Origin of the sequence: Leucobacter allii, assembly GCF_022919155.1 — a bacterium.
Taxonomy (GTDB): Bacteria; Actinomycetota; Actinomycetes; order Actinomycetales; family Microbacteriaceae; genus Leucobacter; species Leucobacter allii.
Window position 1 is genome coordinate 3,173,636 of sequence record NZ_CP095045.1, and the last position, 19,174, is coordinate 3,192,809.

Annotated in this window: 19 protein-coding genes; 11 read left to right on the forward strand and 8 right to left on the reverse strand. The window is 69.4% G+C overall.

The window, feature by feature from the left end:
• Nucleotides 1-8: 8 nt before the first annotated feature.
• From MUN78_RS14655 to MUN78_RS14670, 4 genes are all read right to left on the reverse strand, one after another.
• On the reverse strand, nucleotides 9-902 hold the full coding sequence (locus MUN78_RS14655) for an NAD(P)-dependent oxidoreductase (RefSeq protein ID WP_244727416.1): 894 nt from the start codon (nucleotides 900-902) through the stop codon (nucleotides 9-11).
• Nucleotides 899-1,738: an N-acyl homoserine lactonase family protein gene (locus MUN78_RS14660; RefSeq protein WP_244727419.1), complete on the reverse strand. Its 840-nt coding sequence runs from the start codon at nucleotides 1,736-1,738 to the stop codon at nucleotides 899-901. Before MUN78_RS14660 ends, MUN78_RS14655 begins: the two co-directional genes overlap by 4 nt.
• Nucleotides 1,735-2,664 carry an NAD(P)H-binding protein gene (locus MUN78_RS14665; RefSeq protein ID WP_244727421.1) on the reverse strand — a complete coding sequence of 310 codons (930 nt, stop codon included), beginning with the start codon at nucleotides 2,662-2,664 and terminating at the stop codon, nucleotides 1,735-1,737. Before MUN78_RS14665 ends, MUN78_RS14660 begins: the two co-directional genes overlap by 4 nt.
• 72 nt (nucleotides 2,665-2,736) lie before the next feature.
• Nucleotides 2,737-3,576: an SDR family NAD(P)-dependent oxidoreductase gene (locus MUN78_RS14670; protein WP_244727423.1), complete on the reverse strand. Its 840-nt coding sequence runs from the start codon at nucleotides 3,574-3,576 to the stop codon at nucleotides 2,737-2,739.
• 156 nt (nucleotides 3,577-3,732) lie between these two features.
• Here MUN78_RS14670 and MUN78_RS14675 point away from each other — a divergent pair, with 156 nt between their 5' ends.
• The 6 genes from MUN78_RS14675 to MUN78_RS14700 all read left to right on the forward strand — a co-directional run bounded on the left by MUN78_RS14675 (nucleotide 3,733) and on the right by MUN78_RS14700 (nucleotide 9,228).
• On the forward strand, nucleotides 3,733-4,446 hold the full coding sequence (locus MUN78_RS14675; RefSeq protein ID WP_244727425.1) for a GntR family transcriptional regulator: 714 nt from the start codon (nucleotides 3,733-3,735) through the stop codon (nucleotides 4,444-4,446).
• Between the two features lie 297 nt (nucleotides 4,447-4,743).
• On the forward strand, nucleotides 4,744-5,607 hold the full coding sequence (locus MUN78_RS14680; RefSeq protein WP_244727427.1) for an ABC transporter substrate-binding protein: 864 nt from the start codon (nucleotides 4,744-4,746) through the stop codon (nucleotides 5,605-5,607).
• Nucleotides 5,608-5,728: 121 nt separating this feature from the next.
• Nucleotides 5,729-6,457: an ABC transporter permease gene (locus MUN78_RS14685; protein WP_244727429.1), complete on the forward strand. Its 729-nt coding sequence runs from the start codon at nucleotides 5,729-5,731 to the stop codon at nucleotides 6,455-6,457.
• The gene (locus tag MUN78_RS14690; RefSeq protein WP_244727431.1) at nucleotides 6,457-7,311 is read left to right on the forward strand and encodes an ABC transporter permease; all 855 of its coding nucleotides are present in this window, start codon (nucleotides 6,457-6,459) and stop codon (nucleotides 7,309-7,311) included. The genes MUN78_RS14685 and MUN78_RS14690 overlap by 1 nt, the downstream gene beginning before the upstream one ends.
• Nucleotides 7,312-7,322: 11 nt before the next feature.
• The gene (locus MUN78_RS14695) at nucleotides 7,323-8,117 is read left to right on the forward strand and encodes an ABC transporter ATP-binding protein (protein WP_244727433.1); all 795 of its coding nucleotides are present in this window, start codon (nucleotides 7,323-7,325) and stop codon (nucleotides 8,115-8,117) included.
• Between the two features lie 7 nt (nucleotides 8,118-8,124).
• On the forward strand, nucleotides 8,125-9,228 hold the full coding sequence (locus MUN78_RS14700; RefSeq protein ID WP_244727435.1) for a zinc-binding dehydrogenase: 1,104 nt from the start codon (nucleotides 8,125-8,127) through the stop codon (nucleotides 9,226-9,228).
• On the opposite strand, the gene MUN78_RS14705 is transcribed toward MUN78_RS14700, so the two are convergent.
• Nucleotides 9,209-9,688, reverse strand: coding sequence for a MarR family winged helix-turn-helix transcriptional regulator (locus MUN78_RS14705; protein WP_244727437.1), 480 nt, complete (start codon nucleotides 9,686-9,688; stop codon nucleotides 9,209-9,211). The genes MUN78_RS14700 and MUN78_RS14705 overlap by 20 nt on opposite strands.
• A gap of 114 nt (nucleotides 9,689-9,802) precedes the next feature.
• On the opposite strand from MUN78_RS14705, the gene MUN78_RS14710 reads away from it, so the two are divergent.
• Nucleotides 9,803-11,050, forward strand: a complete 1,248-nt coding sequence (locus tag MUN78_RS14710; protein WP_244727439.1) for an acyl-CoA dehydrogenase family protein — start codon at nucleotides 9,803-9,805, stop codon at nucleotides 11,048-11,050.
• Between the two features lie 75 nt (nucleotides 11,051-11,125).
• Here the strand turns inward: MUN78_RS14710 and MUN78_RS14715 are convergent, their stop codons facing one another.
• From MUN78_RS14715 to MUN78_RS14725, 3 genes are all read right to left on the reverse strand, one after another.
• Nucleotides 11,126-12,124 (reverse strand): alpha/beta fold hydrolase, encoded by a 999-nt coding sequence (locus tag MUN78_RS14715; RefSeq protein WP_244730116.1) that lies wholly within the window; start codon nucleotides 12,122-12,124, stop codon nucleotides 11,126-11,128.
• A gap of 5 nt (nucleotides 12,125-12,129) precedes the next feature.
• The gene (locus tag MUN78_RS14720) at nucleotides 12,130-13,362 is read right to left on the reverse strand and encodes an acyl-CoA dehydrogenase family protein (RefSeq protein WP_244727441.1); all 1,233 of its coding nucleotides are present in this window, start codon (nucleotides 13,360-13,362) and stop codon (nucleotides 12,130-12,132) included.
• Nucleotides 13,363-13,516: 154 nt separating this feature from the next.
• Complete coding sequence (locus MUN78_RS14725) at nucleotides 13,517-14,224, reverse strand: SDR family NAD(P)-dependent oxidoreductase (RefSeq protein ID WP_244727442.1); 708 nt, start codon at nucleotides 14,222-14,224, stop codon at nucleotides 13,517-13,519.
• A 198-nt stretch (nucleotides 14,225-14,422) separates the two neighbouring features.
• Between MUN78_RS14725 and MUN78_RS14730 the strand changes: the two genes are divergently transcribed.
• From MUN78_RS14730 to MUN78_RS14745, 4 genes are all read left to right on the forward strand, one after another.
• Nucleotides 14,423-15,850, forward strand: coding sequence for an amidohydrolase family protein (locus tag MUN78_RS14730; protein ID WP_244727444.1), 1,428 nt, complete (start codon nucleotides 14,423-14,425; stop codon nucleotides 15,848-15,850).
• 34 nt (nucleotides 15,851-15,884) lie between these two features.
• Complete coding sequence (lhgO, locus tag MUN78_RS14735) at nucleotides 15,885-17,105, forward strand: L-2-hydroxyglutarate oxidase (RefSeq protein ID WP_244727446.1); 1,221 nt, start codon at nucleotides 15,885-15,887, stop codon at nucleotides 17,103-17,105.
• 10 nt (nucleotides 17,106-17,115) lie between these two features.
• The gene (gene dcd / locus MUN78_RS14740; protein ID WP_244727448.1) at nucleotides 17,116-17,721 is read left to right on the forward strand and encodes a dCTP deaminase; all 606 of its coding nucleotides are present in this window, start codon (nucleotides 17,116-17,118) and stop codon (nucleotides 17,719-17,721) included.
• A gap of 187 nt (nucleotides 17,722-17,908) precedes the next feature.
• Nucleotides 17,909-19,156: an NAD(P)-dependent malic enzyme gene (locus MUN78_RS14745; RefSeq protein ID WP_244727450.1), complete on the forward strand. Its 1,248-nt coding sequence runs from the start codon at nucleotides 17,909-17,911 to the stop codon at nucleotides 19,154-19,156.
• Nucleotides 19,157-19,174 lie beyond the last annotated feature (18 nt).

The following is a 19,174-nucleotide window of genomic DNA, read 5'->3' on the forward strand; positions in this document are numbered from 1 at the left end:
CGTCGCGCTCAGGCGCCGTCGTGCAGGCGGACGCCGCCCGAGACGTCGCCGATGGCGTCGACGACCGTATTGCTGATGGCGTCGCGGTAGCCCAGGGCGTTCGCGAGGCCGAAACTGGAGAGCGGGCCGGGGGCGTTCATGGACACGACCCCGAGCTCCTGCAGGTGCTCGACGTAGAGGACGACGTCCTTCATCATCAGTGCGTTCGTGAGCCCGCCCTCGAGATAGTCCCCCTCGATGATGTGCGGGAAGCGGTTCAGCGTCGCGAAGTTGACGCCGGAGCTCGCGTTGAGCACTTCGAGCACCTGCTGCAGGTCGAGTCCCGCCCGCTTCGCGCCGACCATCACCTCGGCCGTGGCCGACAGGCTGATGGCGTTCAGGAAGTTGTTGAGGAGCTTCGTCGAGTGCCCGGCGCCGGAGGCCCCCATATGCACGATCTTCGCGGCGAAGCGGCCCATCAGCGGTCGGGCGCGCTCGAGCGCTGCGGCGTCGCCGCCGACCATCAGTGTGAGCGTGCCGCGCTCCGCGGCGGCGGCGCCGCCGGAGATGCCGGCATCGACGTAGGCGGCGCCGCGCTCGGCGAGGGCCGCCGCGATCCGCTTCGTGGAGGCGGGGGCCGCGGTGCTGAGGTCGACGACGGTCATCCCGGCCCGCAGGCCGGCGAGGAAGCGCTCGTCCTGCAGCACGACGCGCTCCACGACGCGGCTGTCGGGCAGCGAGAGGAAGACGACGTCGCTCTGCGCGAGGACGTCCGCGGCGGCGGGGTGAGCCTTCGCGCCGATCGCGGCCGCGGCCGCAGGATCCAGGTCGAAGCCGTGCACGACGACGCCGCCCTCGATGAGACGGCGCGCCATGCGTCCGCCCATGTTCCCGAGACCGATGAATCCCGCTCGTTCTGTCATTGCTCTGCTTCCTCGTGGTGGTGTGCGTGCGACGCATGGCCGATGGTCGCGGCGATGCCCGTGAGCGGACCGTCCGCGACCGGGGTGAACCGCTGCAGGGTGTCCGGGTCGTGCCCGGAGACGAGGTGGTCGACCTCGCCGCGCTCGATCAGGCCCCTGATCCGGTCGAAGCCGGCGTACATCGCGGGAAGGTCGGCGACGAAGGCGAAGGGGAGGTCCGACTCGTACTCTTCGTAGTAGTGGATCGCGTCGGAGGCGAGCAGCACGGTCCCCTCGTCGGTGGCGACCTTCACCGCGAGCTGCCCCGGCGTGTGCCCGCCGATCTCGAGCAGTTCGATGCCGGGGGCGAGGATCTCCCCTTCGCCGACCCGCGTGACGCGACCCTCGGAGACGGCGGTGCTGAGGGCCGCGATCTCGTCGGGCTCCGTGGAGTGGCTGAACTGCTTCCGCTCGCCCATCGGGCTCAGCCAGAAGTCGAGCTCCGCGCCGCTGATGTGCACCTGCGCGCGCGGGAACAGGGCGAGGTTGCCGATGTGGTCGTAGTGGGCATGGGTGACGACGAGCGTCTGCTCCGCGGCGAGGTCGATCCCGAGCGCGGCGTACACCTCGGGGATCGCGCGGACGAAGGTCCGCTGCCGATGCTCCGCGCCCTGCGGGGAGAAGCCGGTATCCACGAGCACCGTGCGGTGCGCGTTGCGGATCACCCAGACGTAGTAGTCCATGCCGATCGGGGCGTCGGGCTCCCCGTAGATCGAATAGTTCAGGTAGACCTCGCCGCGGTGTCCGCTGCGGGTGCCGTAGCGGACGATGACGACTTCGTACTGCGCTTCGTTCATGCCGATGCGCTCCCGGGGGCGGGCCACGCGGCCTGCGCGCCCCGCATCAGGTCCCGGAGGCTCCGCGCCGGACGCCCGGTGAACCGCTCGACGACATCGGTCACGTTCCCGCAATGACCCTCGCGGATCATTCGGCCGAGCGTCACCATCCCGTCGCTACCCCACGGCACGGGCGAGGCCGAGAAGTCACCGTCCGCGGAGCGCGGCACGCCGAGCCCGTCCCAGAGGGCGTACATCTCGTCGTCGCTGAGGTCCCGCATCTCGATCGGAGCACCGGAGAGGGAGGAGATCATCTCCCCCACCTCGCGGTAGGTGAACGCCTCCGGACCCGTGACGTCGTACCCGGTGTTCGGCTCTCCCGCGCCGAGCAGCAGGGCTGCGGCGACCTCGGCGACGTCGTCGCGGCAGACGAATGAGACGCGGCCACCGCCGGTGTTCCCCGCGCTCACGCCGGAGGCGATAGCGATCGCCGCCTGGTTCTCCGCCATGGCGTCGGCGTACTGGCTGTTGCGCATGAAGTTCCAGCGCATGCCGCTCTCCCGCACACGCTGCTCGGTGAACTGATGATCGGCGACCTCCACCGAGCTCGCGCCGGGATGATCCGCGCCGAGGAAGGAGGTGTAGACGAGGTGTTCCACGCCGACGGCGGCAGCGGCGTCGACCACGTCGCCGTGCTGCCGCTGCCTGCGAGGGCCGGCCTCCATGCCGGAGATCATGAAGATGGAGCGTCCGCCCTCGAAGCCGCGCTGCAGCGAGGCCGAATCATTGTAGTCCGCGATGCGCGCATCGACGCCGCGCGCGCGCCAGCGCTCCGCCGTCTCGGCGCTCCGCGTTGTCACGATGAGGCGCTCGGCCGGTTCGCTCCTGAGTAGCGCCTCGGCAACCCGCGAGCTCACATAGCCGCCCACTCCGGTCACGATATACACGGCGTTCTCCCTCCGTGCTCGTCGTCGAGCACTTCCGTTTCAGATGTTATTACCGTATGACAATCAGACAGATTAGTCCAGGCGTCCGAACGATTTCAGCAGCGGCGCGTCGATCTCCGCAGGATCCCACAGGCCCGCCCCGCCGCCGTAACGACAGTTGTTCTGCACGCTCGAGCCGCCGTCGACGGACAGCAGCGTGCCGGTGATATAGGAGGCGTCCTCGCTGAGCAGGAACGCCGTCGCCGCCGCGATCTCATCCGGATCGCCAGCGCGGCGCAGTGGCGAGGTGGAAGCGCGCTGGCGCATGTTCTCCATCCCGGCCTCGCCGAACAGCGGCGTCGGGATCAGGCCTGGCGCCACGGCGTTCACCCGCACGCCGACCGGCCCGGCATGCACCGCGGCGCCCTCGACGAGCCCCGCCACCGCATGCTTGGACGCCGTGTAGGCGAGCAGATCAGCCGCGCCGCGCAGGCTCGCGATCGACGCCATCACGACGATCGAGCCCGTCACCCCCGCGGTCGCGTAGTGGCGGAGCGCCGCCCGGATCCCGAGAAACGGTCCGCGGACATTCACCCCCATCACCTGATCCCACTCCTCGACACTGGCGTCGGCGATCAGCTGCGCCGGAGTGCCCGCGATGCCCGCGTTCAGCACGTGGAGATCCGCAGAGCCGAAGACGGTGATCGCCGCCTCCATGTAGCTCGCCACGCCCGCCTCCGTCGACACATCGGCCCCAACCCCGATGGCGCGCTCACGGTACTTCGCTGCGAGCTGCTGCGCGCGCTCCTCATTCGTGCCGACGATCACGACCTTCGATCCGGAGCGGATCAGGCGATCCACGATCGCCTCGCCGATCCCTCCGGTCCCCCCGGTGACGATCGCAACCTTGCCCTCGAGCCCTGCGTAGTCCATTCCCGTTGCTCCTTCCGACACCATTGTCGATCGATTGACCGATCGTCATACAGTACTATATCTTCGCGCTATTGCGCAGCCGTCGGATAAGGTCTTCGTCATACATCTTCGCCGTCGGAGCGATATGATCACCACTACCGAGAGTGAGGACAGGCCATGAGCGATTCAGCGCCTGCAGCATCCCCCTGGACGAGGCCCGCGATGGATCGCGTTGCCGCCCCGTTGCGCCAGCAGGTGATCCAGGCGCTGCGCACCGCCATCCTCAACTTCGAGTTCCGCCCGGGACAGCGCCTCGTCGAGCGCGAGCTCATCGAGCAGCTCCAGGTCTCGCGCACCACCGTGCGCGAGGCGCTGCGCGAACTCACCAGCGAGGGCCTCGTCACCGTCGTCCCGCAGCGTGGCGCCATCGTCTCCACACCCTCCCTCGACGAGGCCGAAGACCTCTACGAGATCCGCGCGCTGCTCGAATCGCTCCTCATCGAGCGATTCGTGCAGCGCGCCGACGATATTCAGCTCGCCCGGCTCTCCGAGGCCGTGGAGCACTTCGCGGCATCCTCCGCCGGCACCGAGGACATCCGCGTCGTGCTCGACTCGAAGGACCAGTTCTACGAGGTCCTGGTCGAGGGCGCGGGGAGCCCCACCCTCGCGGGGATCATCGAGGGATTGCAGGCCCGCGTGCGCCTGCTCCGCGCGACCTCGATGAGCGAGCCGGGGCGTTCGGGCGCGGCCGTCGCCGAGCTGCGCGAGGTCGCCGCGGCCGCGGCGCGCCGCGAACCGGCGGAGGCCGCACGGCTCTGCGCCCAGCACGTCCGCAATGCGGCCGTGACCGCACTGCGGCATCTGCGGGAGTCCCAGGGCTCCGCCGCCTGACATCCGCGCCGCGCACCCCTCCCGGCGGCCCTGCCGCCACCGCGCCACCGCGCCACCGCGCCACCGCGCCACCGGATTGTATGATTGACGGATCACTTGTGATGTACTACTGTCTGACGAAATGCTCGTCATGCGCCGTTACGAAGGAGTGACCGCTTTATGTTCGTCTCCCACGCCCCGATCTCCCGTCGCAGATTCCGCGCGGCACTCGCACTCAGCGCGATCGTCGTCTTAGCCGCCTGCTCCTCCGGCGATGGCGGTACCGCTGTTCAGGGGGCCACGGATGACGGCCCCGAAATGAGCGCAGTACGCATCAGCGGCATCCAGGGCCCCGGCACGGTCCCGCTCCAGCTCGCCGTCGAGCAGACCGGTGCGGAGCACGGGCTGGAGATCGAACCGGTGTACGTGGACAACAGCGGTGTCGCCGTCACCTCCGTCGTCTCCGGCGACACGGCGGCCGCCAACTCCAGCTACTTCGGGGTGATCGACGCGATCAACCAGGGCCTGCCGATCGTCGTCATCGCCGAGGGCTGGGCGAGCACTCCCGAGACCGGATCGCTCGAGGCACTGCCCGATTCCGGGATCTCCTCCCTCGCGGATCTCGAGGGCCGCACAGTGAACGTGATCTCTCTCACCTCGAGCCACGCCATCAAGCTGCGCCACGCGATGCTCGCCGAAGGGCTCGACCCCGACGCCGTCGATTGGGTGGAACTCCCCTATGGCGAGGTCGCCGCGGCACTCGAGCAGGGCACGATCGATGCGTCCAGCGCGGTCGGCCCGACCCTCGCCGCCGTCCGCGACCTGGGGAGCACGGCCGTCTTCGACTACGGCACCGGCGAGTACACCGGCATGGCGGAGTCCGGCTGGATCGCTTCGCAGGCATTCATCGACCAGAACCCCGCGACGGTCCGGGCCATCCAGTGCACGCTGCTCGAAGCGCAGGGCGCCCTCGTGGATGACCGCGACCTCTTCGAGGAGCAGTTCATGTCGCTGCTCGGCGCCCCGGCGGAGGTCGCCGCGTCCGAGGTGATGCTCGACTACCAGAGCACGAACCGACTCGCAGAGATCCAGCGCAACGCCGACATCTACTTCGAGAGCGGCCTGCTCGCCGACGAGTTCGATTTCACGGATCATGTCCTCGACGCTCCGACCGACTGCTGAGGCCTCCGCGCGAGGCGGGAGCTCCGGCCCCGAGAGCCCACGGTCCGCACCGCGCCGGAGCGCTCGGCGCGGCAGCCGCGTCGCGCTCCGCCGCGGCTGCATCGGCGTACTCGCACTGGTCGTGATCCTCGAGATCGCCTCGCGATCCTCGCTCATCACGAGCGGCTTCCTCCCGCCGTTCTCCGAGGTGCTGCTGCGTGCCGTCTCCCTCTGGGGCGACGCGATCTTCCGCGCCGACGTGCTCGCCACGCTCACCGCGTACCTGCTCGGCATGGCGATCGCCATTGCCATCGCCGTCCCGCTCGGCGTCGTCTTCGGGCTGTCCCAGCCGGTCTACCGCTCGGCGCGCGCCATCGTCGAGCTCATCCGCCCGATCCCGCCGGTCGCGCTCGTGCCGCTGGTGATCCTCGTGCTCGGCTCGAGCCTCGAGATGAAGCTCGTCATCGTCGTCTTCGCCGCCGTCTGGCCGATCATGTTCAACACCCTCTACGGCGTCCACGACGTCGACCCCTACACGAAGGAGATGGCGCGCAGTTTCGGCGTCTCCCGCTTCGGGGTCATCCGGCGGATCGTGATCCCGGCGTCCACCCCGTTCATCGCGACGGGCGTGCGCATCGCCTCCTCCATCGCTCTGATCGTCGTGATCACCGTCGAGCTCATTGCGGGCGGCTCGCAGGGGCTCGGGGCGTTCATCTCCCGCACGCGCGCCTACGGCGACGCGGATTCCTATCTCACCGTGCTCGCCGCGACCTTCACCGCGGGCGTGCTCGGCCTGGTGATCAACCTGCTCCTGGGTTGGGTCGAGCGCCGCTTCTTCGCCTGGGACGCCACGACCCGAGGAGTCCAGTGATGACACAGACGACGCCCCGCAGGCTGCTCACCCACGGCATCGCCGTGCCGCGGCGGAGCACCCCGCTCCCGCGGCGCACCCGGCACGCCGCCGCCGCGCTCGGATATCTCCTCATCCCACTGCTCGTGCTCGTTGCGCTCTGGCAGCTCGCCGCCGTCGCCGCGGCTTCGCCGTTCTTCCCCCCGCCACTGGCGATCGCGGAGAACCTGTGGGGCCTACTCTCCACCGGCGGGGTCGCCGGTCCCCTCGGCGATTTCCTCGCGACGGTCGGACGGATGCTGCTCGGCTTCGCCCTCGGCTCCGCCTGGGGCATCGTTTTCGGCGTGCTCATGGGCCTGAACCGCGTGGCCCGGGATGCGATCACCCCGATCGTCGAGTTCCTCCGTTCGGTCCCCGCGACGGCCGCACTCCCGCTCTTCATCACGCTGCTCGGCGGCGGCGACGACATGCGCGTCGCCTTCATCGCGTACGGAGTCTCCTGGTTCGTGCTCATCAACACCGCCTCCGGCGTCGGCACGATCCAGAAGACCATGCTCGAGATGGGGCGCATCTTCCAGGTCTCCCGCGCCCGGCAGTTGTTCGCCATCGTCATCCCCGCGGCCATGCCCAAGATCTTCGCAGGGCTCCGCATCGCGAGCACTGCGGCCCTGCTGCTCGCGATCGTCTCCGAGTTCATGCTCGCCACGAACGGCATCGGCTACCTCCTCATCCAGGCACAGGGGCGCTTCCAGATGCTCGACATGTGGTCTTGGATGCTCGCGCTGGCGATCCTCGGCCTGCTCATCAACCTGCTGCTCGAACGCATCGAGCATCGTACCCTCGCGTGGCACCGGCTGTCCCGCGCCAAGATCTAGAAGGAGCGGACATGCCTCCGACCACCACTCCCGCCGCTACGGAACCGCTGGTACGGGTCGACGCGGTCTCCCACGTCTACGGGACGGGCGACGCCGCGCATCACGCGCTCGACGGCCTCGACTTCTCGGTGATGCCGGGCGAGTTCGTCTCGATCGTCGGCCCGTCCGGCGCGGGCAAGACGACGCTGCTGCGCACGCTCGCCGGTCTGCAGCAGCCCACGGAGGGCGCGGTGTGGGTCGCCGGATCGCGGATCACCGGGGTACCCGATGGGATGGCCATGGTCTTCCAGGACTACAGCCGTTCGCTGCTGCCCTGGCTGAGCGTCGCGGCGAACGTCGGCTTCCCGCTCAAGCGCGCCGGCGCGCAGAAGGCGGATATGCAGCGCGCCGTGAGCGAGGCGCTCGCCGAGGTCGGCCTCGCTGGCTTCGAGCGGCGCTATCCCTGGCAGCTCTCGGGAGGCATGCAGCAACGCGTCGCGATCGCCCGCGCACTCGCTTACCGCCCGACGCTGCTGCTGATGGACGAGCCCTTCGCCTCGGTCGATGCGCAGACCCGGGAGGATCTCGAGGACCTCGTGCTGCGCATCCGCGAGCACCACGGGATGACGATCCTCTTCGTCACCCACGACATCGATGAGAGCGTGTACCTTGCCGACCGCGTCATCGTGCTCTCCCACCCCCCGGCGCACGTCCGGAGCGACGTCGAGATCGACCTGCCCTTCCCCCGCGATCAGATCGCCACGCGGGAGCTGCCGCGCTTCGTGCAGCTGCGCAGCCAGGTCGCGCGCCTCATCCACGGGGAGTGAGGCGCGCATGCTCGCCCGCGCCGCCGTGTTGACGGAGTTCAACACTCCCTTCGCGCTGACGTCGATCGATCTGGGGAGCCCGAGCCCTGGCCAGGTGCTCGTGCGGACGCTTGCGGCCCCGTTCTGCTCGACCGATTGGATGGGGTGGCGCGCAATGCGCGGCAAGCGTCCGCCGGTCGTCCTCGGCCATACGGCGGTGGGAGAGGTCGAGGCGCTCGGCGCCGGGGTGACCGACCTCGCCATCGGCGATCGCGTGCTCGTCGCAGGGACCCCGCAGTGCCGGGAGTGCTTCTACTGCCGGCAGGGACGGCCCGACCAGTGCTCGGTACTGATGGAGCAGGGCGACCCTGTCGTCGGCGCCATGCCCGATGGCACCGAGGTCCGTGCGGCGGGCCGTGTCGGCGCGTACGCAAGCCGCCTGCGCGTCGATCGAATCCAGCTGCACCCGCTGCCGGCGGACCTTCCGGCCGCCGAGGCGAGCCTGCTGGGCTGCGGCATCTCCACCGCCTTCGGCGCGGTCTTCCGCATCGCGGAGGTCGCGACAGGGCAGGCGGTCGCAGTGCTCGGCCTCGGGCACCTCGGGCTCTGGGCGGTGCAGGCAGCGCGCCTCGCCGGTGCCGGCGAGGTGATCGGAATCGACCCGCATCCGGAGCGCCGTCGACTCGCGCTGGAGCTCGGCGCGGACGCCGTCGTGGACCCCTCCGGGGATGACGCCGTCGACACCGTGCGGGCCCGCACCGCGGGCCGCGGCGCCGATGCCGTGATTGAGGCCGCGGGATCGGCGACGGCGACACGGGAGGCGGTGCTGATGACCCGTCGGGCAGGCACGGCCGTGCTTACCGGGGTCGCTCACGCCGACACCGAGGTGTCGATCCCGCAGCTGCACCTCACCGTGCTCGGCAAGCGCGTGCTCGGCTGCCAGAACGGGCAACTGGTTCTGGATCGCGACATGCCGGAGTGGATCGCGCTGCTGGCGGCAGGGCGCATCGACGCTTCTCGGATCCTGACCGGACGCTACCGCCTCGACGAGATCGACGGCGTCGCACGCCGATCGCAGAGCCTGGACGACCTCAGCGGAGTGTTCGTGGACTTCAGCTCGGATCCGGGATGAGGTACTCGGCGTTCCGCTCGCGCGCCAGGTTCTCGGCGAGCGCACGCAGCAGGTCGACGGCGGCCACGAGCTCGTCCTCGCGCCCGGCTGCAGCCTCCGCCAGCCGCTCCGCCCATATCTCGCGATAACTCGCGAAGTTCTGCTCGGCGAGCTCGGTCAGGTGGATCCGCACCTCGCGCCCGTCGCCCTCACCGGTGGATTTGCGCACGAGCCCCTTCTCCACGAGCGCGGCGACGCGGGTGCTCGTGTTGCTCTTGTGCTGACCGAACACCCGCGCCATGTGGGTCACCGTGGTGCCGGGATCCGTCACGAGGAAGCGCAGGATTTCTGACTCGGAGCGCGTCACCGCGATCAGCCCCGGGCGATCGACGAGCACTTCGGGTTGCAGCGCTCGGAATATCTCCACCACACGCTCGCCGAGCTCTCCGAGGAGTTCGGCCTTCGTCGCCTCGCTGTTCATGCCACCACTCTAATCAGTCGTCGTCTTGATCGGCCTCGCAGGAATAGATATAGTTATTATATATATCCATCCTCAAGCGCGCCACACGCCCAGCAAAGAAGCAAGGGAGACCCCATGACCCCCACTCTCGAAACCACCGCGCCGGCCACGGCCGTCGCGGCCGATCCGAGCGCCGACGAACTCGTCGCCAGCGCCCGAGGGCTCCGCGAGCGCCTGCGCGAGCTGCAGGGCGAGCACGCGGAGCTCGGCACCTACTCGCAGGAGATCCACGAGGCCTTCGCCGAGCATCGACTGTACGATCTGCTCCGTCCGAAGCGCTACGGCGGTCTCGAGGTCTCCCTGGAAACCTTCTTCCGCGTCGCGATCGAGATCTCGCGCGGCGACCCCGGCGTCGGCTGGTCCTGGGAGCTCGGCGCAAGCCATGCATATCAGTTCGCCTCCCACTTCCCGCAGCGCGCGCAGGACGAGGCCTTCGGATCCGCGGCACCCTTCATCGCTGCTTCCCGCGCCTTTCCGCTCCGCGCCGACGCGCAGCGGGTCGACGGCGGCTATACGCTCAGCGGGAAGTGGAACTTCAACTCGGGTTGCACCTACAGCACGCACTTCATGCCGGTCGCCCCGATCGTCCAGGAAGACGGTTCGAGCGAACTGCACATGTTCATCATCCCGCGGAAGGACTTCACCATCCTCGACGACTGGGGCGCGGGCAAGACGATCGGACTCCATGCCTCGAGTTCCAACAGCATTGAAATCGAGGACGCGTTCGTCCCCGAGTACAACGTCGTTCCGTTCAACTTCAAGGATGTCGAATGGGGCGAGGACGGCACTCCCGGCTATCGCCTGCACCGCAATCCCCTGTACCTCGGCCGCACCTCGGCCTTCTTCATCGCCGGGCTCACGCAGACCCAGGTCGGCGCGGCACTCGCCTGCAAGGACGAGTACGAGACCCTCATGGAGCGCAGCTCGAGCTTCCCTCCGCGCATCCCGCGATCGCAGTCGCCGGACTATCAGCTCTGGTACGGCCAGGTCGTCTCGCTCGCCGAGTCGTCGGAGACGCTCATGCTCGGCGCACTGCGCGAGTTCGAAGAACTGAACACGGCGTGGACCCGCGGCGGCGCGGAGTTCACCACCGTTGAGGACGTGCGCCTGCGTGGGCAGATCGTGCAGGCCGCGAAGCTCGCCCAGCAGGCGATCGAGATCGCGTGCTCGACGGCCGGCACCTCCGCCTCCGGCCTCGCCGGCTCGAAGCTCGGCAAATACTCCGCCGACGCCGCGATGTATCGCACCCACATCGGAGCGCAACACGATGTGCTCCTTGGCTCGCTCGGCCGGGTGCTCCTCGGCCAGCCGCTGACGATGTAGCACGGGGACGGCATCGGAAGGTCCGGGCCCGGTCCTGAGACCGGGCCCGGACCTTCCGCTACGGCGGAACCGGAATCAGGACACCGCGTCCGCGATCCAATCGAGCACGGGCACGATCGCGGCATTCGAGTTCTTCTCGAACATCATCGCGTGCCCGTTCCCCGGGACGCCGTGATCGGCGAGGTTCATCAGCTCGACATTCGCACCTGCAGTACGCAGGTAATCGACCAGACCCCCCGCCCAGGCGGCGAAGGGCGAGGACGCGCCGACCATCACGACGGTCGGGATGCCCGCGAGCGAGGGCAGCCGGTAGGCGGCGGGGTCGCGCTCCAGCTCAGCGGGATCGCGCACCTCCGGCGAGTACCGCAGCGGCGCCGCGGTCACGCCCCAGTCCAACCGGCTTCCCGGTCCGAACTCGAAGAACGGCGGGCCCATCGGCTCGATCGCCATGATCGCCTGTACCAGCTCGGGATGCGCGTCGGCGACCAGCCAGCCCGCAGGGCCGCCGGCTGAATGTGTGACGAGTACCGCCGGCCCGATCCGCTCGAGCAGCCTCCCGATCCGCTCCTGATCCAGGCGCTGGGACTCGGCGAGGTCAGCCGGCATGAATCCCATGCCGGCGATGAGCTGGTCGAGGTGCGGGTCGCCGATCCGATCGCTCCAGGGCGCCTGGTCGTGCCCCGGGGTCGGCGTATCGAAGAGTCCGACGGCGAGGTCATAGCTGAACTGCGCACCCAGCTCTCCCACCACGTCGGGGTGCGCCCACGAACGGCCGTGCGCCGGCCGGTCGACGACGTAGGTCAGGTACCCCTCGTCGACGAAGCGGTCGAGCCATCCGGGGCGCCCGTCTGGCGTCCCCTTCCAGTCCGTTCCCTGGCCGCCGCCGCCATGCACGAGCACGAGCGGATAGGGTTGCGTGATCTCGGCCGGCGCTTCCCACTCGACGTAGAGCGGCGCGCGCTGCACGAGCCCGCGTTCGCCGTCGACGCGCTCGCCCGCGATCCAGAACTGCCCCTTCCGCACGGTCCGCAGCGGGTACGCTGCGAACTCCTCGGGAAGCGTCGCCGCCACCATGCCGCTCACGCGCCCTGCAGCGCGTCCTGCGCGATCTGCCGGAAGGCGACATCCCGCAGTTGCGGATTCCGGTGCCCGGCGGCCTGCGCCATATCGCGGAAGACGAGCTCGAAACGCTCGCCTTTCTTCGACGCGGAGGCCCCGATCGTGCGATAGAGGTCCTTCTCCACGACCTCCCACATCTGCAGCATGATCTCACGGCCGATGCCGCCGAGCAGATTGTCGATCGCGATCGTGAACGACTGCTCGCCGCTGACGTTCTTCTCCGTCGCCACGAGCCACTCGTCCAACGCGTGGAGGAGCGCCGCCTCGCCGGTGGCGATCTTCACGATCGCGCCGCCGTAGTAGCGCTGGAAGTCGGGGTCCTCGGTCCGCGGGGAGAACGGCGGGACGGTGATCCTCCGTGTGTCCATCGCGTGCCGGTATTCGTCGAGCGCGCCCTTCGCGCCGCCGACGCAGATCGCTCCGAGCGCCAGGGCGAAGCTGCTGTTATGCCGCGCGGAGTACATCGAGTTGCCATAGGCCTGATAGCCGGGGCTGTCCGCGTCGAAGGCGTAGTCGATCAGGTTGGCGTCCTCGACCATGAAGCGCTCGGGCAGGAAGGCCTCGGTGAATCGGATGCTGTTGGAACCGGAAGAGTTGAGGCCGATCATATGGCCCCAGTCGTCGAGGATCTCGTACGATCCCTCGGGCGCCAGGTAGAGACCGATCCGGGGATTGCCTTCGGCATCGAGGCCGGGGAGGCGCGCCTGACCGAGGAAGTAGGTGGAATACGGAATGCCCGAGCAGTAGTTGACGACCCCGTCGAGCTGGTAGCCGCCCTCGACCGGCGTGGCTTTCACTGTCGGAGCGTACATTGAAGCTGCACGGAAATCACCACTGTTGTACACCTCGGCATGGATCGCTGCCGGGAACCAGTTCGCGACCATCAGCGCGTGGTTCGCCGAGAGGCAGAAGCACCACGCGGTCCCGACATCCGCCCGGGCGATCTCGATGACGACCTTGAAGAACGTCGCGGGCGCGACCTCCAGGCCGCCGTGCGCCCTCGGGATGTACATCCGGTAGAGCCCGAGCTCCAGAAAGCGCTCGTGGATCGCCGGGTGGATGTGCGTGATCTGCTGCGCCTCTACGGCGCGCTCGCGGATCTCATCCGCCATGTCCCGCACCGCGGCGAGCAGCCGCTCCTCGAGCTGCTGGGCATCCTCGGTCAGCAGCTCCGCGTATCGGCTCTCGGTCATCGTGGTCCTCTCGTCATTGAAAAGAGGCGGTCGCACGGCGTGCGACCGCCACGCTGCGATCATACAATACTAGTTTCGATAACTATAACAATTTTCCGGAGCGACGCCCTCCCAGAGAATCGTCGGCTCCGGTACTCGCGGAGCCCCTCCTCGCTCAGGTGACATTCCAGCCGCGATCCACGTAGAGGTTGACGGCGGATACACCCGTATTCCGCAACAGGAACTGCGTGGCGCCCACGACATCCTCCATCGTCGCCAGTTCGCCGCCCGGCGTCCGGTTCTTGTACTGATCCAGCACAGCCTCCGGCTTGCCCGCCCAGAACGGACTGTCGCCGATGATCCCTGGATGCAGGGCGTTCACCCGGATCGGAGCGAGTTCGAGGGCAAGGGTGTTCGTCAACCCGACGACACCGCCATTGATCGACGAGACCGTCGTCGATCCGGGGTAGGGCAGATCCTTCGCCCGGCCGCCGAAGAGCACAACGCCCGTCTCCACGGAACTCGCCATCTTCGGCAGCAGCGCGTGCACCGTCTCCGCATAGCCGACGAGCTTGAGCGTGACCAGCCGTCGAGCGCGCGCGATGTCGTAGTCGCGGATCGTATTCGCGTCACGCTCGATCGCCGCGAGCACCAGGCCGTCGACGCGTTCGATCGACGCGAGCTGCGCGGCGATTTGCTCCGGCTCCGAGATATCCAGGGCGATCCCATCCGCCTCCGGTCCGAGTTCGGCTGCTCTGGCCCGGGCGCGCTCGGCATCACGCCCGGTGATCACGACGCGGTCGCCCCGCTCGATGCTGTCCCGGGCGATCTCCAGGCCGATCCCAGAGGTCCCCCCGACGACGACGATAGTCTTCTTGCTCACATTTCTCCTTCGGTGTGGCGTCCGACCGACCTGGGGATCGGCTCAATTTCGATCGACCCCCCGGAAGTCCGACTGGACAACTTCGTTCAGTACTGCTTAACTCAGGAGTCAAGTCGACCCGAGCAAGAATGTCAACTTCGCCGTCCCGGATGCGGGCGCTGCTCGCGACGTCACCAGCAAATCAAGGAGGATATGCCCATGACCGACCACGCCCTGCCTCAGGACGGGCAGCCCATCGTGTTCCGCAACGGGATCGTGCTGACCATGGACGAGTCCCACACGGTGCTGCGGGACGCCGACGTGCTCGTCATCGACGGCAAGATCGCCGCCGTGGGCCCGGACCTCGACGCCCCGAGCAACGCGTTCGAGATCGACGCGGCTGGCGGCATCGTGATGCCGGGCATGATCGACACGCACCGCCACATGTGGCAGACCGCGATGCGCGGCTACGGCGCCGACTGGACGCTGTCGCAGTACTTCGTCTGGTACTACCTCGAGCACGGCATGAAGTTCCGCCCCGAGGACATCGCCGCCGGCAACCTCATCTCTGCGCTCGACGCGATCGAGGGCGGCGTCACCACGAGCGTCGACTGGTCGCACGGGCTGAGCACGCCGGCACACGGCGAGGCCGCCGTAGAGGTCCTCGCGACCTCGCCGGGGCGCTTCGTCTTCGCCTACGGCAATATCCACGCCGCGCCCTGGGAGTGGACTCAGGACCCCGCGGTACGCCGAGTGATCGCGGAGGCCCGCGACGATTCGCGGATCTTCGCGACGCAGCTCGCCTTCGATGTGCCCGGCGACGACGGCTTCCCCGAGGCCGCCGCATTCGCGACCGCCCGCGAGCTCGAGATCCCCGTCACGACGCACGCCGGCGTCTGGGGAGCCACCGGCGACAAAGGCATCGACATGATGTACCAGCACGGCGTGATGCAGCCTGGCTACACCTACGTGCACGCTGCCACGCTCAGCGACGAGTCCTACCAGAAGATCGCTGCGACGGGCGGCACCGTCTCCCTCTCCACGGAGAGCGAGCAGACGTGCGGCCAGGGATACCCGCCGGCCAGCGCGCTGCGCAAGCACGGAATCCCGGCATCGCTGTCGATCGACACGAGCGTCTGGTTCAGCTCCGACATGTTCTCCGCCATGCGCTCCACAATCGGCGCCGATCGCTCCCTCGAGCATTACATCGCGCACCAGACGAACGACACCGTCACGCATGCCACGCTACGCGTCGAGGACGTCGTCGATTGGACGACGCGCGGCGGCGCCCGCGCGATCGGCAAGCTCGACGAGGTCGGCAGTCTCGAGGTCGGCAAGCTCGCCGATGTTGTCCTCATCAAGAACGAGGACTCGCCGACGATGACGCCGATCCTGAATCCCTACGGCCATGTCGTCTATCAGGCGGGACGGGGCGATGTGCACACCGTGCTCGTCGGCGGAGCACCGGTTAAGTTCGACAGCAAACTCGTCGACCGCACGCGCGTTCCCGCGGCGCGGACGCAGCTGGAGAACACTATCGAATTCCTCCGGGGTTCGCTCGGCGAGGAGACCTGGCGGGCCGGGATGTATCCCGAGATTCCCGAGACCGAAATTCTCAGCAACCCCTACCAATACCGCAAGCACTGACCGTTCGTCCGGCGCTCCGAGGAGGCCCGTCTTGATGCCGTCGCCCGCGCGCTTCGCCGTGGTCGGCGGCGGCATCATCGGCGTGGCGACCGCCCGAGAACTCACCCGTCGATTCCCCGGGGCCGAGGTCACGGTCTTCGAGAAGGAGCCGGAGCTCGCGCGGCACCAGACCGGCCACAACTCCGGCGTGGTGCACGCGGGCCTCTACTACCAGCCGGGCAGCCTGAAGGCGCGGCTGTGCCGCCGCGGCGCGGCGCTGCTCGCCGAGTTCGCCGCCGAGCACGCGGTGCCGTTCGAACGCTGCGGCAAGGTCGTCGTCGCGCTCGATCCCGAGGAGCTCCCGCGGCTGCGCGACATCCACGCGCGGGCCCGGGCGAACGGCGTCCCCGGAGTGTCGCTCGTCGGGCCCGCGGGACTCGGCGCGCTCGAACCGCAGGCCGTGGGCCTCGAGGCGCTGCACTCGCCCGCGACCGCCATCATCGACTACCCGCGGCTCACCGAGCGCCTCGCGGCGGATCTGCGCGGCCGGGGCGGCGCCGTCCGCCTGGGCGCCGAGGTCGTCTCGATCGCTCAGCGCGCGGAGGGCGTGCGGATCTCGACGCCGAGGAGCAGCGAGGTCTTCGACGCGGCGATCGTCTGCGCCGGGCTCCAGTCGGATCGCCTCGGGCGACTCGCCGGCGGCGCCCGGTCCCCCGCGATCATCCCCTTCTTCGGGCAGTACCTGCGGCTCGGAGACGAGTTCCGCACGGTCACCCGCGGGCTCGTGTACCCGGTGCCCGACCCGCGGTACCCGTTCCTCGGCGTCCACCTCACCAAGCGGGTCGGCGGCGAGATGACGATCGGCCCGAACGCCTTCCTCTCGCCCGCCCGCGAGCGCTACACGGGCGTCGGGGCGGACGCCCGCGACGTCCGGGAGGTGCTCCGCGAACCGGGATTCTGGCGCTTCGCCGGCCGCAACCTCCCCGCGGCGGTCTCCGAGGGCCTGGGCGTGCTCTCGAGCCGGCGCCTCGTGCGGCGGGCCGCGCGCTACGTCCCCGCGATCGCCGACGCGCCGGTGACGAGCCTCCCCCGCGGCGTGCGCGCCCAGGCCGTCGCCCGCGACGGGACCCTGGTCGACGACTTCGTGATCGAGCACCGCGGAGCGGTCGCGCTGCTGCGCAACGCCCCCTCGCCCGGGGCGACCGCCTCGCTGGCCATCGCCGAGCACCTCGTGCAGGACATCATCGACGCGCGGGGACTGCCGGCGGCCCCGTAGAATCGAGCACGTGCTGCTCTCAGATCGCGACATCAAGGCCGAGTTCGAGTCCGGGCGCATCGGGCTCGCCCCGAGCGAACCGTCGATGGTGCAGCCCTCGAGCGTCGACGTACGGCTCGACCGCTACTTCCGGCTGTTCGACAACCACAAGTACGCCGTGATCGACCCCGCCGAGGAGCAGCCGGAGCTCACCCGCCTCATCGAGGTCGATCCGGCCGAGGGCTTCATCCTCCATCCCGGGGAGTTCGTGCTCGGTTCGACCTTCGAGCAGGTCTCGCTGCCCGACGACATCGCGGCGCGGCTCGAGGGGAAGAGCTCGCTCGGCCGTCTCGGGCTCCTCACGCACTCGACGGCCGGCTTCATCGATCCGGGATTCGAGGGCCACGTCACCCTCGAGCTCTCGAACGTGGCGACGCTGCCGATCCGCCTGTGGCCCGGGATGAAGATCGGCCAGCTCTGCTTCTTCCGGCTCTCCTCAGCCGCCGAGCGGCCCTACGGCTCGGGCGCGACGTACTCGCGCTATCTCGGGCAGCGGGGGCCGACGGCATCCCGTTCGCACCTCAACTTCCATCGCGCCGACGTCACGGCGACCGACGCGGGCGCGCCCGGACGCTGAGCGCCCGGGCGTCCCGGGGCGCCCCGGCGCTCGGCGCCGCCGACCATCCGATAGACTCGGCCTTCCACGTCACATCAGACGCCCCAGTAACGGGCGCCGTCCCGCATCATCCCGCGGTGACCGCGTCTGCCGCCTGATCGCGCAACGCCGCGACGATTCGACGACACTCACCGTGAGGGAACCGTACATGCAGTCTGACCCGTCATCCGCCGTGCCCCCGATCCCGGAGGCCGAGATCTTCGCCGAGCACGAGGGCGGCAAGCTCTCCGTCGCGCTCGCACGCCCCCTGGAGACCACCAGGGACCTCTCCATCGCGTACACCCCCGGCGTCGCCCAGGTGAGCCGCGCGATCGCCGCCGACCCCGCGGTCGCCGCCAGCCACACCTGGGCCTCCCGCCTCGTCGCCGTGGTCTCCGACGGCACCGCGGTGCTCGGGCTCGGCGACATCGGCGCCGCCGCCTCGCTGCCCGTCATGGAGGGCAAGAGCGCGCTCTTCCAGCGCTTCGGCGGCCTGAACTCGATCCCGATCGTGCTCGACACGACCGATGTCGACGAGATCGTCGAGACCCTCGTCCGCATCGCCCCGAGCTTCGGCGCCGTGAACCTCGAGGACGTCGCGGCCCCCCGCTGCTTCGAACTCGAGGCGCGACTCATCGAGGCGCTCGACATGCCGGTGATGCACGACGACCAGCACGGCACCGCCGTCGTGGCGCTCGCCGCGCTGCTCGGCGCGTCGCGCGTGGTCGGCAAGGAGCTGGCCGGCCTCCGCGTCGTCATCTCGGGCGCGGGCGCCGCCGGCATCGCCGTCGCGAAGATGCTCCTCGACGCCGGCATCGAGGACATCGTCCTGCTCGATTCGCGCGGCGTGCTCCTCCCCGGCCGCGCGGGCGTCGACGGCGTCAAGGCGGAGCTCGCGGCGCGCAGCAATCCGCGCGGCGTCTCCGGAGGCACGGCGGAGGCGCTCGCCGGCGCCGACGTCTTCATCGGCGTCTCGTCCTCCACCGTGCCCGAGGCGCACCTCGCCGGCATGGCCGAGGACGCCATCGTCTTCGCCCTGTCGAACCCGGATCCGGAGGTCCGGCCCGAGGTCGCGGCGCGCCACGCGGCCGTCGTCGCGACGGGCCGCAGCGATTTCCCCAACCAGATCAACAACGTGCTCGCCTTCCCCGGCATCTTCCGCGGGGCGCTCGACGCGGGCGCGAAGCGCATCACGTCCGCGATGAAGCTCGCGGCCGCGCAGGCGATCGCCGCGCTGGTGGGCGACGAGCTCGCGGCCGACCGCATCGTGCCGAGCCCGCTCGATCCCCGCGTCGCGGACGCGGTCGCGGCCGCCGTCGCCCGGGCAGCGACCGAGCCCGCCGCGACCGGACCGGCCGCGGAGCCGGAGCCGGAGCCCGAGCCGGATTCGGCGCCGGCCGCCCTCGCGGGCGCGTAGCGCCGTCCCGCGGGACGC